Origin of the sequence: Pandoraea terrigena (genome assembly GCF_902459705.1) — a bacterium.
Taxonomy (GTDB): Bacteria; Pseudomonadota; Gammaproteobacteria; order Burkholderiales; family Burkholderiaceae; genus Pandoraea; species Pandoraea terrigena.
Map to the genome: position 1 here is coordinate 16,226 of NZ_CABPRU010000017.1, position 15,111 is coordinate 31,336.

Below are 15,111 nucleotides of genomic sequence, written 5' to 3' on the forward strand. Positions count from 1 at the left end.
GGCTCGTTGCGGACCCGGCTGATACCGGATCCGCTATTCGGATTTATTTGCGTACGCGCCCGACTTCTTGCAGCGTCGTGCCGGAGATCTTCGTGATGATCACGGGCAACTGCATTTGCTGGTCGCTACCGTAGATCGCCTTGCCACCGAAACCCGTCTCGCCGTAGAAAGACTTGAATTTCACCGTCGGCATAACCTTGGCCACCTGCGCGGGCTCGATGCTCTGTGCGCTCTCCATCGCGGCCTTGATGGCCCACACGGCGTCATAGAAACCGATCTGAACAGCGTTGATGGTCTCGCCGGTGGCCTTCTTGACGCCCTCGTTCAGCACCTTCTGATGGGCATCCATGCCCTCCGGACTGACCGCGGCCCCAAGATACGTGTCCTGTACAGCATCCTTGCCTGTCGCCAACAGGCCATCCGCTCCCGTACCCACTTCCACCACCTTCACGCCACTCCATCCGAGCGACTTCAACTCCTTGAAAACGAGGCCGGCATCGGCCGGCGGTGTGGAAACGAGATCCACCGCATCGGCTTTCGCTGCGTTGATCTTAGCGGCAACCGGCTGAAATTCGCTGGTGCCTCGTTCGTACCAGTCGCTGATTAGCACCTTCACGCCATTCTTTTCCCAAGCCGCCTTGGCCACCTTCTCCGCCTCCTGCCCGGTAGCATCGTTGGGATTGAGCAGCGCGACCGTCTTGATGTTGGGATGAAGCTTCTTGATGTACGACACCATCGGCTCGGATATCTCGTTCGGCGAACTCATCTGCGAGAACGTGAGGGGGAACTTCGGTCCCTTGATGGTGTTGCCCCAGGCTGCAGTGAAGAGCAGGACATCCTTGCGCTCGGTAAGCGACTGCAGTGCGCGCACCGGAGCGACGCCGATACTCCCGGCCACATACTTCACACCGTCACGTGCGACAAGGGCCTGCGCGACTTTGGCGCCATCAGCGGCGTTGTACTTGTTGTCGTAGCCGATGCACTCGAAGTTATAGACCTTGCCCTGAACGTTCACGCCGCCCGCATCTTTTATCTCCTCGGCTGCCTTGCCGCAGAGCCATTCCGAGCCTTTACCCCAGTTCGCCCCCGCCCCGGATAGCGGAATGGACATACCCAACTTGATGGTCTGCGCTGAAGCCAGACCGACGGTTGCCAGCATGACAACTGCAGTGCTGGTCCTCAACATTGCCGACAGGTGAAACGTGCTTTTCATGATGTCTCCTTCAGACGGTAACCCCACCTTTTTTCTTGATACACATTGAATAGTTTTGGGCACCGCGAGGTCAATTCACATCTCACATGTGTTCCGTACCTTGAAAGGACGGGATCCGGCACTGTGGACGGCCAGCCTTTAGTAGGCTGAATCCCATGGAATATCGAATGCGAGCGGGAATAAAATAACGCTGCAACGTCCAACTCTGGGGGGCAGTCCAATTCCGGGGCGATTCAGGCTATCTACACTGGCGAGCGCGTTCCGGAACTTAAGAGCGGAAGCGGTACGGCGCAGGAGCTTGCCGTACTGTTCGAGTATTACAACGGCAAACCGATCGATACCCTTGCAGACGTTTGCCGTCGGTATGCAGAAGAAAGAGTCCGCTTGGCCCCTGCGACCATTCGCAACCGCCTCCGATACCTGACAAGTACATGTCGTTACGTTTGGCGTCATCACGACATGGGGGACGAAGACCCGTCGGCACGTGTGGTGATGCCACGCGTCGGGAACGAACGGCAACACTACGTCACTTGAGAGCAGATCCTGTGACCCGCGAGGGCCTGCACTCACTCGGAAGCGCGCAAAGCGATACGCATCGCGTTCTATTCAGGAATGCGGCTTGGAGAGACGCTTCGGGATGAGATACGGGGCGAGGCTTTCTGGCTGGCGGACACCGAGAACGGGATGCCGCGTCTAGGGCCAATACATCCTCGCATTGCGGCCTGCGCACGAAGTCTCAAGCAAGCAACGCCCAAGATCACAACTCAACGGGCATTCGAGCGAGCGCGACGAGAAATGGAGATGCCGCATCTGCACTTCCATGACCTGCGGCATAGTGCGACGAGTGCGTTGGTAAATGCTGGAGTCGACCTGTTCACGGTTGGCCGCATCCTCGGGCACCGGGATGCACGCAGCACGCAACGGTCTGCGCACCTGGCCGTCGACTCGCTGGCAAGCGCGGTGAACAAGATCAGACAAGAAGTCCCCACCGCACAAACAAAAATGCCCGCTGTGTTAGCGGGCACTTCGTTGCAAAGCCAGATGCTTGGCGGAGAGGGTGGGATTCGAACCCACGGTACGGTATAACCGTACACCGGATTTCGAGTCCGGCGCATTCGACCACTCTGCCACCTCTCCAAGCGTTCTTTCTGCTTTGGCTCGCTACCTGAGTGGCCTCAGGCAGCGAGAAAGAGATTATAGCCGAATTTTTTCAGCCGCCAACCCCTTTTCCGAAATTTTTTACGCAGCCGGCGCGAGACGCTCGATGCCGCCCATGTACGGACGCAGCACATCCGGCACCGTCACCGAACCGTCGGCGTTCTGATAGTTTTCCAGCACCGCGACCAGTGCACGTCCCACGGCCAAACCCGAACCGTTGAGCGTATGCACCAACTCCGGCTTGCCCTGCGCATTACGGAAACGCGCCTGCATCCGACGTGCCTGGAAGCTCTCCATGTTCGAACACGACGAGATCTCCCGGTATGTGTTCTGCGCCGGAATCCACACCTCCATGTCGTACGTCTTCGCGCTGCCGAAACCCATGTCGCCCGTGCACAGCACTATCGTACGGAAGGGCAGCTCGAGCTTCTTCAAAATCGCTTCCGCATGCCCGACCAGCATCTCCAGCGTGTCGTATGACGCCTCCGGACGCACCACATGCACCAACTCGACCTTGTCGAACTGATGCTGACGAATCATGCCGCGCGTGTCCTTGCCATAGCTGCCGGCCTCCGAACGGAAACACGGCGTGTGCGCCACCATGCGCAGCGGCAATGCATCGCCCGCCAGCAATTCGTCGCGCACCAGATTCGTGAGCGACACTTCCGCCGTCGGAATCAGATAGAAGTTCTCGATGCGCTCGCCATCCTCGCCACCCACCTTGCGCGGCACCTTGAACAGGTCATCCTCAAACTTCGGAAGCTGCCCCGTGCCACGCATCGACGCCGCATTCACGATGTACGGCACATACGTTTCCGTATAGCCATGCTCGCTCGTGTGCGTATCGAGCATGAACTGCGCCAACGCACGATGCAGACGGGCAATGCCGCCCTTCATCACCGAAAAGCGCGCACCGGCAAGCTTCGCCGCCGCGTCGAAGTCCAGACCCAGCGCCGCGCCCAGATCGACGTGGTCGCGCGGCGTGAAGTCGAACACCCGCGGCGTGCCCCAGCGGCGCACTTCCACGTTCTGTGTCTCGTCAGAACCGAGAGGCACCGTCTCGTGCGGCAGGTTCGGCACCCCCAGCAGCAGGTCCGACAAACGCGCCTGAATCTCCTCAAGACGCACCGACGACGCCTTGAGCGTGTCGGCAATGCCGCCGACTTCCGCGATCTCGGCCGAGGCGTCTTCGCCCTTGCCCTTCTTCATGCCGACCTGCTTCGAGAGCGCATTGCGGCGGGCTTGCAGCTCCTCGGTTTGCGTCTGGATCTGCTTGCGCTCCGCCTCGAGCGCGGCAAACGTCGCTACGTCCAGCGTATAGCCGCGCGCCTTGAGTCGCGCCGCAACGCCGTCGAGATCCTTGCGAAGAAGTTGAATGTCGAGCATGGTGGGGTGTCTGTCGTTAGTGGCCCAACGTGGTGGGCCAGGAAATTCGTTCCAGCTGCCCGCGCGCCCATCAAGGCACCAGCGGCAGCATCAAACCAGGGATTTTACCAAACGCACACCGCGATTTCGCCATTTGGCGTGTTTGCGTTGTCCGCCGCGTCCGCGTCAGGTCGATTCATCCCCGGAAGGCTCGGCCGGCGCAGGCTTGCCAGACGGCAACGCCCCCGCGCCCGACGGCTTCGCCGGGGCATCGGCTGTACGCCCCTTGCTGTTCGCACGCCGCCACTCGGTGTCGAGCGACTTCAGCCAATTGAGCTTCTCCCCGATCTTGCCTTCCAGGCCCCGCGGCACCGGACGATACCAAGTCTGGGCGCGCAGATCATCGGGGAAGTATGTCTCACCCGCTGCGTAGGCATCAGGCTCGTCATGCGCATAGCGATAGTCGTGGCCGTAGCCGAGCTCCTTCATCAACTTCGTCGGCGCGTTGCGCAGATGAATCGGCACCGCCCGCGACTTGTCCTTGCCGACGAATGCCCGCGCCTGATTGTATGCGTTGTAGCCCGCGTTCGACTTCGGCGCCGCGGCAAGATACAAAATGGCCTGCGCAAGGGCAAGTTCGCCCTCAGGCGTGCCGAGACGCTCGTAAGTCTCCGCCGCATCGAGCGCAATGCGTGCTGCACGTGGATCCGCCAGGCCGATGTCCTCCCACGCCATGCGCACAATGCGGCGCGCGAGATAACGCGGGTCGGCGCCACCATCGAGCATGCGGCAGAACCAGTACAGCGCGCCGTCCGGCGAGCTGCCGCGCACCGACTTGTGCAGCGCACTGATCTGGTCGTAGAACGCGTCGCCGCCCTTGTCGAAGCGCCGCAGATTCTCGGCAAGCACGCTGGCGAGCAACGCGTCGTCGATCGTCGTGAGGTTCTGCATCATCGCCGCCTGCGCGACGATTTCCACGTTGTTGAGCAACTTTCGGCCGTCACCGTCCGCCGAGTCGATCAGGCCCTGGCGCGCTTCGTCCGTGAACCCGATATCGCCCAGTTCATGCCCCGCTCGCACGACCATCTCGCCGAGTTCCTCGTCGCTCAGGCTCTTGAGCACATACACGGCCGCGCGCGAGAGCAATGCGCCGTTCACCTCGAACGACGGGTTCTCCGTCGTCGCGCCCACGAAAATGAAAAGCCCCGATTCGACGTGCGGCAGGAATGCGTCCTGCTGCGCCTTGTTGAAGCGATGCACCTCGTCGACAAACACCACCGTTTGCTTGCCCTGCGCACGCTGGATCTGCGCGGCCTCGACGGCGTCGCGAATATCCTTGACGCCCGAGAGCACCGCCGACAGCGCAATGAAATACGCCTTGAACGCGTCAGCCATCAGGCGCGCCAGCGTGGTCTTGCCCACGCCCGGCGGCCCCCACAGGATCATCGAGTGCGGACGCCCCGCTTCGAACGCCACGCGCAAAGGCTTCCCCTTGCCCAGCAAGTGGCGCTGGCCAATCACGTCGTCGATGGTATGGGGGCGCAGGCGCTCGGCCAAAGGCACCGAAGCCGACAGGGGGGCGTCGTTTGACATGTTCTCAAGCAGCGCGGCCGGGGAGTCCCCGGCCGCTTTCGGATCGTCAGATGTCCCCATTATGCCAGCCCGGCCACCGCCCCGCCGGCAAGGAGCACCGGCAGCGACGAGGGCATCACCGACGACGAGGGGCGAAGTGCGCTCACCCCTTGATCAGGTCCGCCCCCTTGGGCATCGTGAACTTGAAGTTGTCCGCCGGCATGGGCGGATTCTTCTGGATCTTGTCGAACGTCAGCAACGTGACGTTGCCGAACGCGTCGTAGAGTTCCATTGCCGCCAGGTTGCCGTCGCGAAACCCGATGCCCACGCGCTGGAACTGCGTGCCCTTCGCCTTCGGCCTCAGTTCCACCCAGTCGATGCCGTTCTTTACCCCAGCATCCTTGAGCGAGAAATTCTTTTCGACGTCGTTGCTGCCGAACAGGATCGCCGCCGGGCTCGCGCCCAACGAGGTGCCCAGCTTGCGCTCGGTCACCTGGTTCAGGTCCTTGTCATAGATGTAGAGCGTTTCGCCATCGGCCTGCAGCAGTTGATCGTAAGGCTTGACATAGCGCCAGATGAAACGGCCCGGGCGCGAGAACTCAAAAGTTCCCGAGGCCGCGTTCGTCACCTTCACGGCACCGTCCTGCTGCCCCTTGACCTGCTTTTGCTCGAACTCGCCACGCGCCGATTTCACTTGCGCGGCGAACGCCTTGAGCTGCGCCGTACCACTGGCATAGGCCGGAGCGACCAGCGCCGCCAGCGTCACGCCGACAGCCCCCGCGATTAGCGGCAAGCCGCGCTTGAATCCCAACATGTTCCTTACTCTCCTTCCCGATTCGGCACCAGGATGTCCCGGTTGCCGTTGCTCGCCATCGCCGACACGACGCCGGACTGTTCCATCTGTTCGAGCAGTCGCGCCGCGCGGTTATAGCCGATGCGCAAATGCCGCTGTACCAACGAGATCGACGCACGACGCTGCTTGAGCACCACGGCCACGGCCTGGTCGTACAGGGGGTCGGACTCGCCCCCACCCTCTCCAGTTCCACCGGCTGCCCCGTCGATGCCGCCGTCTTCCCCTTCGACCACACCGTCCAGGATACCCTCGACGTAATTCGCCTCGCCCTGCTCCCTGAGCCGCTCGACCACGCGATGCACTTCGTCGTCGGCCACGAACGCCCCATGCACGCGCAAAGGCAATCCGGTGCCCGGCGGCATGTAGAGCATGTCGCCCATGCCCAGCAATGTCTCGGCCCCCTGCTGATCGAGAATGGTGCGCGAATCAATCTTCGACGACACCTGGAACGCCACACGCGTCGGCACGTTCGCCTTGATCAGCCCCGTAATGACATCGACCGACGGACGCTGCGTCGCCAGAATCAGGTGAATACCCGCCGCACGCGCCTTCTGCGCAATCCGCGCGATCAGCTCTTCGACCTTCTTGCCGACGACCATCATCAGGTCGGCCAACTCGTCGATCACCACGACGATGTACGGCAGGCGCTGCAACGGCTCCGGCGCGTCGGGCGTGAGCGAGAACGGATTCGGGATGTGCGCTTCGCGCTTCGCGGCGTCGTCTATCTTGTTGTTGTACCCGGCAAGGTTGCGCACGCCGAGCTTGCTCATGAGCTTGTAGCGGCGCTCCATCTCGGCCACGACCCAGTTCAGCGCATGGCCTGCCTGACGCATGTCGGTCACCACCGGGCACAGCAGATGCTGGATGCCTTCGTACATGCTCATTTCGAGCATCTTCGGATCGATCAGGATGAGCCGCACCTGCTCCGCCGTTGCCTTGTAGAGCAACGACAGGATCATCGCGTTGATCCCCACCGACTTGCCCGATCCGGTCGTACCGGCCACCAGCAGGTGAGGCATCTTCGCCAGGTCGGCCACGACCGGCTTGCCGCTGATGTCCTTGCCCAGGGCGAGCGTCAGCAGCGACGCGGAATCGTTGTAGATCTCGGAGCCGAGAATCTCCGTCAAGCGCACCGTCTGACGACGCGGATTCGGCAGTTCCAGCCCCATGAAGTTCTTGCCGGGGATGGTCTCGACCACGCGGATCGATACGAGTGAGAGCGAACGCGCCAGATCCTTCGCCAGGTTGACGATCTGGCTGCCCTTCACCCCCGTGGCCGGTTCGATCTCGTAGCGTGTGATGACCGGCCCCGGATAGGCGGCCACGACGCTCACATCGACACCGAAATCCTTGAGCTTCTTCTCGATGAGGCGCGACGTGAATTCCAGCGTCTGCGCCGAGACCGTCTCTTGCGCGGCCGGGGCCGCGTCGAGCAACGCGAGCGGCGGGAGAATGGAATCGGGCAGATCGGCAAAGAGCGGCGCCTGCTTTTCCTTCTCGACACGCTCGCTCTTCGCGACGACCTTGACCGGGGGCACGATCTGCACCGGCTCATGCACTTCGGCACGCACGCGGTTCTGCACGATGGCCCCTTCGCGCGCGATCGCCGCCTCCTCGCCCAGCCGGCGGTCCTGACGCGCCTCGCGGCGACGCCGGATCACCGTGCCGGCATCGAGAATCAGGGCGCCGAACTGTTCGGCCAGGGACAGCCACGAGAAATGGAACAGCAACGACAGCCCGAAGGCAAAGATGAGCAGCAATGCCAGCGTGCCGCCGGTAAACCCGAGCGCGTGCTGGAAGAAGCCCCCGACGGTTTCGCCAATCACGCCGCCCGAAGCACGCGGCAATTGGACTTTGAGACGATACAGACGCAGCGATTCGATGCCGGCGCTGGAGAGCAGCAACATCAGGAACGAGACGATCTCGACCCATCCGCCGCTGGCGAGGCGCTCGCGCAGCGGGGGTGCTTCGCGCTTGGCCGAGATCCGGCGGTACCCGGAAATCACGCGCCGCCCGATGAAGACCACCAGCCAATAAGCGGACAGCCCCAGCATGAGCAGCAGCATATCGGCCACCCAGGCCCCCACGCGGCCCGCCCAATTGGCGATGCGCTCCACGTGTGCCGCATGCGTCCAGCTGGGGTCCAGACGGCTGTAGGAGAACAACGCCATCAACAGGAACACCATCAGCGCAACCTGCGCCATCCAGCGAATTTCATGGAAGAGGTGCGTCACCCGGTTGGGTAACGACGATCCGGCACCAGCAGAGTAGGAAGATTTCGTCGTCATCAAGCGATGCGGTTGGGCGGGCAGACAGGCGGCCTGCCGCGCGGCAAGACTCCATTGTAAACAACTATTCCCCAGCTTAATGCAGGAAAACGTGACAAGCAGTAACGCCGGGCCTCCCCGCGCCATCCGTCGGACGGCCACGGCCTGGCGGGCGTCCGGCGCGCGTTGGTGTCCCGATGGCTATCGCGCCGATTGCAAGGCTCGATCAACGAAACGACGTCGGCCCCTTATAATGACGGTTTGCGCCAATCCCCGCGCCGCGCCCTCGCGGTGCAGGATCGGATCGGGCGCCAGCCCCTATCCCTTTCCGGTGAGTCTTCGTTCATGTCCGTTGCCAAGCACGCCAAAGTCCTGATTCTCGGTTCCGGCCCTGCCGGTTACAGCGCCGCCGTCTATGCCGCGCGCGCCAACCTCAAGCCCGTGCTGATCACGGGTATCGCCCAGGGCGGTCAGTTGATGACCACCACGGACGTCGAGAATTGGCCCGGCGACCCGACCGGGGTGCAAGGTCCTGAGCTGATGGCCCGCATGCAGGCCCACGCCGAGCACTTCAACACCGAGATGATCTTCGATCACATCCATACGGTGCACCTGAACGAGCGCCCGCTGCGCCTGATCGGCGATTCCGGCGAATACACCGCCGACGCCCTGATCATCGCCACCGGCGCCTCGGCGCAATACCTCGGCCTGCCCTCCGAAGACGCCTTCTCGGGCCGCGGCGTGTCGGCCTGCGCCACCTGCGACGGTTTCTTCTACAAGGGCAAGGAAGTCTGCGTGGTCGGCGGCGGCAATACGGCCGTCGAGGAAGCGCTGTACCTGTCCAACATCGCCAGCAAGGTCACCGTCATCCATCGCCGCGACAAGTTCCGCGCCGAGCCGATCCTGATCGACCGCCTGCTGGAGAAGGCCAAGCAAGGCGCGGTCGAACTCAAGTACGACAGCGTGCTTGACGAAGTCACCGGCGACGACTCGGGCGTCACCGGCATCCGCATCAAGAACGTGAAGACCGGCGCCAGCGAAGCCATCGCGATGCACGGCGTGTTCATCGCCATCGGCCACAAACCGAATACCGATATCTTCGAAGGTCAACTCGAGATGAAGAATGGCTACATCATCACGCACGGCGGCCTGAACGGCAACGCCACGGCCACCAGCGTGCCGGGCGTGTTCGCGGCGGGCGACGTGCAAGACCACGTCTATCGTCAGGCCGTGACCAGCGCCGGCACGGGCTGCATGGCCGCGCTCGACGCCCAGCGTTACCTCGAGAACCTCGACCAGTAATCGCCGCATGCCCTGCGACGGCGCCCTCGCCGCGTGAAATTTCACATGCGCCGGGCGCCGTTGTCGTTTGATCTTCCACCGTCCTTGTTCGCACGACCATGAGCAAGAAGCCTCCCAAACTCGGTCTCGGTGACCTCGCCGGCCTGCGCGACACGATCGCCAAGGCGTCGGCTGCGCGCGAAGCCGAGCGCCTGGCCGCCGCCAAACGGGCCGCGCAAGCCAAGCGCGACGCCAACGTGTTCCGCGACAGCGTGGGCGACATCGCCCCGATCGCTCGCAAGAGCGCGACCGATCGCGTCGAACATCCGCGCCGGCCGCCCGAGCCGGTGGCGCGCCTGACGCAGCAGGATGAAGCGGCCGTCCTGCACGAATCGCTGTCGGATGAGTTCGATCCCGAAGCCCTGCTCGATACCGACGATCGCCTGTCCTATCGCCGCCCCGGCATCAGTCACGACGCCCTGCTCAAGCTGCAACGCGGCGACTGGGTAGTGCAAGCGCAGATCGACCTGCACGGCATGCGGCGCGACGAAGCGCGCGAGGCACTGTCCGCCTTCCTGCACGACGCCGTGAAGCGCGGCCTGCGTTGCGTGCGCGTGATCCACGGCAAGGGCCTCGGTTCGGTGAACCGCGAACCCGTGCTCAAGGACAAGGTGCGGGGCTGGCTGGCGCAGAAGGACCAGGTGCTGGCCTGGGCGCAAGCGCAGGGACGCGATGGCGGCAGCGGGGCGCTGATAGTCCTGCTCCAGGCTGCGCAGACGCGAACGCCGCGCGGGTAGGCCACGCCCGCCCCGGCGTCAGACCGCTTGCTCGCCCTCTTCGCCCGTACGAATGCGGATCACGCGCTCGACATCGGTCACGAAAATCTTGCCGTCACCGATCTTGCCGGTGCGCGCCGCGCCCAGTACTGCGTCGATGACCTGATCGGCCTGTGCCGAGCCGACGACGACCTCGATCTTGATCTTCGGCAGGAAGTCGACCACGTACTCGGCGCCGCGATACAGCTCCGTGTGACCCTTTTGACGGCCAAAACCCTTCACTTCCGTCACGGTCAGGCCGGTCACGCCGACTTCGGCCAGCGCTTCGCGGACTTCGTCGAGCTTGAAGGGTTTGATGATGGCAGTTACGCGTTTCATTGTCGCCTCGATATCTTGGTTGGATTGTTCTGAAAATTCGCTGGGCTATTGTACCGGTCCGGGCACCGTGCGCCGATGACTGCGCGCCGCACCCGCCACAACGGGCTCAGGCCCGCGGGTCGTCGGGCACGGTGTCCAGGTCGGCGAGCCACACCACCGACTCCGAGTCGCTCGGCGCCCGCCAGTCCCCGCGTGGCGAAAGCGAGCCCCCCGTGCCCACCTTCGGCGCATTCGGAATGCACGACCGCTTGAACTGACTGGTTCGGAAAAACCGGTCGAGGAAAATGCGCAGGTTACGCTTGATCGCGACCAGATCGTACGCGTGACGCGCGATGTGGCCTTCGTCAGGCCAACGCCCCGCCGTCGCATCGTGCCAGGCGCTCCACGCGAGAAACGCCACCTTGCGCGGGGCGTAGCCGAAGCGCAGCGTGTAGTAGAGGTTGAAGTCCTGCAATTCGTACGGCCCGATGAAATGCTCGGTGCGCTGCTCCGGTGCACCGTTGGCCTTGCCCGGCACGAGTTCCGGGCTGATTTCCGTCTCGAGAATGTCGATGAGAACATTGCGCCGCGGTTCGGCATCCTTGCCGGGCTTGCCAGGCCTGGCCGACGCCGCACCGCCCAACTGCCCCGTCTCGGCGACCCATCGCACGAGGTGCATGATGAGCGTCTTGGGTACGCTGGCGTTTACGTTGTAGTGCGACATATGGTCGCCCACGCCGTACGTGCACCAGCCCAACGCCAGCTCGCTCAGGTCGCCGGTGCCGATCACGATCGCGCCCAGGTGATTCGCCAGCCGGAACAGATGATTGGTGCGCTCGCCGGCCTGCACGTTCTCGAACGTGACGTCGTAGACTGCTTCCCCTCGCGAGAACGGATGGTCGAGGTCTGCCAGCATCTGCGTGCAGCTCGGGCGGATGTCGATTTCATGCGCCGTGCAGCCCACCGCCGCCATCAGCTCGCGCGCCTGGCGCAGCGTTCGCTCGCTCGTGGCGAAGCCGGGCATGGTGTACGCGAGGATGTTCGTGCGAGGCAGTCCGAGCCGGTCCATGACCTTCGCGCAGACGAGCAGCGCGTGTGTCGAGTCCAGGCCGCCGGACACGCCGATCACGACCTTCTGAATCTTCGACGAGGCCAGGCGCTGCATCAGCGCCTGCACCTGGATGTTGTAGACCTCGTGGCAACGCTCGTCACGACGGCGCGGGTCGGACGGCACGTACGGAAAGCGTTCGATGCCGCGCGCAAGCGGCAGCTCGACGCCGCGCGGCATCGTGACATCGACCTTGATCGTGCGAAAGCGCGCCACCTCGTCGGCATGGCGGCGCACCGACACGCCGAACGTCGTCTGATGCATGCGCTCGCGCGCAAGCCGCTCCAGATCGACGTCCGCATAAATGAGATGGGAATCGCTGGCGAAGCGCGCCGACTCGGCCAGCAGGTCACCGTTTTCATAGATGAGCGCCTGGCCGTCCCAGGCGAGATCGGTCGTCGATTCGCCCTGCCCAGCCGACGTGTACAGATAGGCGGCGAGGCATCGCGCCGACTGTTGCCCAACCAGTTGGTGGCGGTAGGCCGACTTGCCGACGACCACGTTCGAGGCCGACAGGTTGACGAGCACGGTCGCCCCGGCCAGCGCCGCGAACGACGACGGCGGCACGGGCACCCAGACGTCCTCGCAAATCTCGCAGTGAAAGCGCAGCAACGGCTGGTCGACCGCCTCGAAGACGAGCGCGCCGAATGGCACCTCGTCGCCGAGCAGCGTCACGGTATCGACGCCAGCGTCATCGGCCGCGTTGAACTGACGCGCTTCATAGAACTCGCTGTAGTTCGGCAGGTACGTTTTGGGGACCACGCCATGAACGCGCCCGCGCGCAACAACCACCGCGCAATTGAAGAGGCGTTGCTGCACGCGCACCGGCATGCCGACGATCAGCGCCGTGCCCAGTTCGCGGCTCGCAGCGACGATGTCGGCGAGCGCCGCGTCGCACGCGTCGAGCAATGCGCGCTGCTGGAACAGGTCTTCGCAGCTATAGGCGGGAATGCCCAGTTCGGGGAAGGCGACGAGCACGGCGCCACCGGCGTCGGCCTGCTTCGCGAGCGCAATCGTCTGCGCCGCGTTGTAGGCGGGATCGGCAACACGGCATTGCGGCACGCCGACGGCCACACGCGCGAAATCGTGATTGTAGAGATTGAGAAATCGGTGGGTCATGTCGTGGGCGGCTACCATGCTTCGTCCGTGTGCCGTTACGCCGGCAGGCGGAGCCGCCGTGGGCCGGCGCCCGCCCGGCGCAAGCGGCGGACGTGAGAATCGCCAGTATATTACGCGAGGCGCCGCCGTGCCGGGCGCCAGCGCATGGCACGGCAGCCGTCAGGACGCCGGGCGCTTGAACGGCGTATGGGCTTCCAGTTCGCCGATATGCTCGTCCATCGCCGAGGTTTCCGCATCGAGAAATTCGGCAATGGCGTCGGCGAAGCGCGCATCGGCAATCCAGTGGGCTGACCAAGTGGGCGTGGGCAGCAGACCGCGCGACATCTTGTGCACCCCTTGCGCCCCGCCCTCGAAGCTGCGCAGCCCATGCACGATGCAATACTCGATGCCCTGCGCGTAGCACGTCTCGAAGTGCATGCCGGAGACGAATGCGGTCGTGCCCCAGTACCGTCCGTACATCGTGTCGCCACTCACCACATTGAGCGCGCATGCCAGCGGCTCGCCTTCGCGCTCGGCCACGACGAGCAGCAGCGTGTCGGGCATCGCCGCATGCCACTGGCCAAAAAAGGCGCGCGTCAGGTACGGCGCGTTCCAATGCTCGCGATACGTGTTGTCGTAGCACTGATAGAAGAAGTCGAGCGCGGCCTCGTCAATATCGGCACCGCGCAGCCAACGGTATGTCACCCCGGCGTCACGCACGCGCCGGCGATCCTGTTTGAGCTTCTTGCGCTTTTCCTGATTCATCTGTGCAAGAAACGCGTCGAACGAGGCGACGCCCGGGTTCTCCCAATGGAACTGCACGCCCTCGCGCAGCGCATAGCCCGCCTCGGTGAGTGCCGCCAGATCGTCGTCGTGCGCGAAGAGCACGTGAATCGACGACAACTCGAGCTGCTTTGCGAAGGCGATCGCGCCGCGAGCGAGCGCGACCCGCTCGGCGTGGGTGCGCGCCAGCAGACGCGGCCCCGTCACCGGCGAGAACGGCACGGCGCACAGCAGCTTCGGGTAGTAGTTCAGACCATGACGCGCAAACGCCTCGGCCCACGCGTGATCGAACACATACTCGCCACGCGAATGCGATTTGACATAGAGCGGCATGGCGCCCACGAGGCTGTCGCCGGCATGCATGAGCAGATAGGCCGGCTGCCAGCCGGTGCGCTTCGACGCGCATCCGCTCGTATGCATGGCATGCAGGAACGCGTGCTGCACGAACGGGTTGCCGCGCGCGAGCGCATTCCACGCGTCGGCCGGCACGTCTTCGATCATATGCACTACACGTATGACTACGTCGCTGCTCACCCCTCACCTCGTCTGTGAACCTGCGAGCCGACTGCGCGGCCGCCGGCATTGAACCCTCGAACTGGCTGCCATTGTCGCCGAACTTGGCGAGGCGTTCAGCGGGCAACAAAAAAGCCCGGCACGCGGGCCGGGCTTGTCTGGCGTCGACCGGCGACGCCGTAGGCGAAATCCGCTTACTTCTTGGCGTTGGCCACGCCGTCGACGATTTCCTTGTGGGCGGCTTCGATGCCTTCCCAGCCTTCGATCTTGACCCACTTGCCCTTCTCGAGCGCCTTGTAGTTCTCGAAGAAGTGCTTGATCTGATCCTTCAGGTAACCCGGCACGTCGTCGATCGACTTCATGTGCGCCGTCATCGGGCAGATCTTGTCGACCGGCACGACCACCAGCTTGGCGTCCACGCCCGACTCGTCGGTCATGTTGAGCAGACCCAGGGCGCGGCAGCGCACGATCGAGCCAGCCAGCAGCGGGAACGGGGTAACGACCAGCGCGTCGACCGGGTCGCCATCACCCGACAGCGTTTGCGGAATGAAACCGTAGTTGGCCGGGTAGCGCATGCCCGTGCCGATGAAACGGTCGACCACCAGCAGGCCCAGTTCCTTGTCGGCTTCGTACTTCACCGGGTCGCTTTGCGCCGGGATCTCGATGATGACGTTGAAATCGTTGGGGATGTCCTTGCCGGCAGGCACGTGGTTGAAGCTCATGATGGCATTCCTGTGTATGAAAAGGGGCACGCCGCCGCACGGCAT

12 protein-coding genes and 1 tRNA gene are annotated in these 15,111 nt (G+C 63.7%); 3 read left to right on the forward strand and 10 right to left on the reverse strand.

Translation table 11 applies throughout. The features are described from left to right. Positions 1-43 precede the first annotated feature (43 nt). Positions 44-1,213, reverse strand: a complete 1,170-nt coding sequence (locus PTE31013_RS23330) for an ABC transporter substrate-binding protein (RefSeq protein ID WP_150615032.1) — start codon at positions 1,211-1,213, stop codon at positions 44-46. A gap of 684 nt (positions 1,214-1,897) precedes the next feature. Between PTE31013_RS23330 and PTE31013_RS23335 the strand changes: the two genes are divergently transcribed. Continuing rightward, positions 1,898-2,299 (forward strand): tyrosine-type recombinase/integrase, encoded by a 402-nt coding sequence (locus PTE31013_RS23335; RefSeq protein WP_174978697.1) that lies wholly within the window; start codon positions 1,898-1,900, stop codon positions 2,297-2,299. Here the strand turns inward: PTE31013_RS23335 and PTE31013_RS23340 are convergent. The 5 genes from PTE31013_RS23340 to PTE31013_RS23360 form a co-directional block, all read right to left on the reverse strand. After that, positions 2,260-2,350, reverse strand: a tRNA-Ser gene (locus tag PTE31013_RS23340). The two genes, PTE31013_RS23335 and PTE31013_RS23340, sit on opposite strands and share 40 nt — an antisense overlap. A 102-nt stretch (positions 2,351-2,452) precedes the next feature. Then, a complete protein-coding gene (gene serS, locus PTE31013_RS23345; protein ID WP_150615034.1) occupies positions 2,453-3,757 on the reverse strand; it encodes a serine--tRNA ligase in 1,305 nt (434 codons plus the stop codon). A 165-nt stretch (positions 3,758-3,922) separates the two neighbouring features. Beyond that, a complete protein-coding gene (locus tag PTE31013_RS23350) occupies positions 3,923-5,329 on the reverse strand; it encodes a replication-associated recombination protein A (protein WP_150615035.1) in 1,407 nt (468 codons plus the stop codon). Between the two features lie 142 nt (positions 5,330-5,471). Beyond that, on the reverse strand, positions 5,472-6,122 hold the full coding sequence (gene lolA / locus PTE31013_RS23355; RefSeq protein ID WP_150615036.1) for an outer membrane lipoprotein chaperone LolA: 651 nt from the start codon (positions 6,120-6,122) through the stop codon (positions 5,472-5,474). A 5-nt stretch (positions 6,123-6,127) separates the two neighbouring features. Then, positions 6,128-8,449, reverse strand: a complete 2,322-nt coding sequence (locus PTE31013_RS23360) for a DNA translocase FtsK (RefSeq protein WP_150615037.1) — start codon at positions 8,447-8,449, stop codon at positions 6,128-6,130. A gap of 324 nt (positions 8,450-8,773) precedes the next feature. On the opposite strand from PTE31013_RS23360, the gene trxB reads away from it, so the two are divergent. Together trxB and PTE31013_RS23370 are read left to right on the forward strand one after the other, a co-directional pair. Continuing rightward, a complete protein-coding gene (gene trxB / locus PTE31013_RS23365) occupies positions 8,774-9,730 on the forward strand; it encodes a thioredoxin-disulfide reductase (protein WP_150615038.1) in 957 nt (318 codons plus the stop codon). 98 nt (positions 9,731-9,828) lie between these two features. After that, positions 9,829-10,506 (forward strand): Smr/MutS family protein, encoded by a 678-nt coding sequence (locus PTE31013_RS23370; protein WP_150615039.1) that lies wholly within the window; start codon positions 9,829-9,831, stop codon positions 10,504-10,506. 18 nt (positions 10,507-10,524) lie between these two features. Here the strand turns inward: PTE31013_RS23370 and PTE31013_RS23375 are convergent, their stop codons facing one another. From PTE31013_RS23375 to ppa, 4 genes are all read right to left on the reverse strand, one after another. Further along, positions 10,525-10,863, reverse strand: coding sequence for a P-II family nitrogen regulator (locus PTE31013_RS23375; protein ID WP_017235376.1), 339 nt, complete (start codon positions 10,861-10,863; stop codon positions 10,525-10,527). 106 nt (positions 10,864-10,969) lie between these two features. Then, positions 10,970-13,069 carry an NAD(+) synthase gene (locus PTE31013_RS23380; protein WP_150615085.1) on the reverse strand — a complete coding sequence of 700 codons (2,100 nt, stop codon included), beginning with the start codon at positions 13,067-13,069 and terminating at the stop codon, positions 10,970-10,972. A gap of 159 nt (positions 13,070-13,228) precedes the next feature. Continuing rightward, positions 13,229-14,365, reverse strand: a complete 1,137-nt coding sequence (locus PTE31013_RS23385) for a GNAT family N-acetyltransferase (RefSeq protein WP_425495592.1) — start codon at positions 14,363-14,365, stop codon at positions 13,229-13,231. A gap of 173 nt (positions 14,366-14,538) precedes the next feature. Next, positions 14,539-15,066 carry an inorganic diphosphatase gene (gene ppa, locus PTE31013_RS23390; protein WP_017235373.1) on the reverse strand — a complete coding sequence of 176 codons (528 nt, stop codon included), beginning with the start codon at positions 15,064-15,066 and terminating at the stop codon, positions 14,539-14,541. Between the last annotated feature and the right edge of the window lie 45 nt (positions 15,067-15,111).

Excerpts from the sequence above, each read along its gene's own strand:
- PTE31013_RS23330 (WP_150615032.1), bottom strand. The coding sequence starts at position 1,213 with ATGAAAAGCACGTTTCACCTGTCGGCAATGTTGAGGACCAGCACTGCA.
- PTE31013_RS23335 (WP_174978697.1), top strand. The coding sequence starts at position 1,898 with ATGCCGCGTCTAGGGCCAATACATCCTCGCATTGCGGCCTGCGCACGA.
- serS (WP_150615034.1), bottom strand. The coding sequence starts at position 3,757 with ATGCTCGACATTCAACTTCTTCGCAAGGATCTCGACGGCGTTGCGGCG.
- PTE31013_RS23350 (WP_150615035.1), bottom strand. The coding sequence starts at position 5,329 with ATGTCAAACGACGCCCCCCTGTCGGCTTCGGTGCCTTTGGCCGAGCGC.
- lolA (WP_150615036.1), bottom strand. The coding sequence starts at position 6,122 with ATGTTGGGATTCAAGCGCGGCTTGCCGCTAATCGCGGGGGCTGTCGGC.
- PTE31013_RS23360 (WP_150615037.1), bottom strand. The coding sequence starts at position 8,449 with ATGACGACGAAATCTTCCTACTCTGCTGGTGCCGGATCGTCGTTACCC.
- trxB (WP_150615038.1), top strand. The coding sequence starts at position 8,774 with ATGTCCGTTGCCAAGCACGCCAAAGTCCTGATTCTCGGTTCCGGCCCT.
- PTE31013_RS23370 (WP_150615039.1), top strand. The coding sequence starts at position 9,829 with ATGAGCAAGAAGCCTCCCAAACTCGGTCTCGGTGACCTCGCCGGCCTG.
- PTE31013_RS23375 (WP_017235376.1), bottom strand. The coding sequence starts at position 10,863 with ATGAAACGCGTAACTGCCATCATCAAACCCTTCAAGCTCGACGAAGTC.
- PTE31013_RS23380 (WP_150615085.1), bottom strand. The coding sequence starts at position 13,069 with ATGACCCACCGATTTCTCAATCTCTACAATCACGATTTCGCGCGTGTG.
- ppa (WP_017235373.1), bottom strand. The coding sequence starts at position 15,066 with ATGAGCTTCAACCACGTGCCTGCCGGCAAGGACATCCCCAACGATTTC.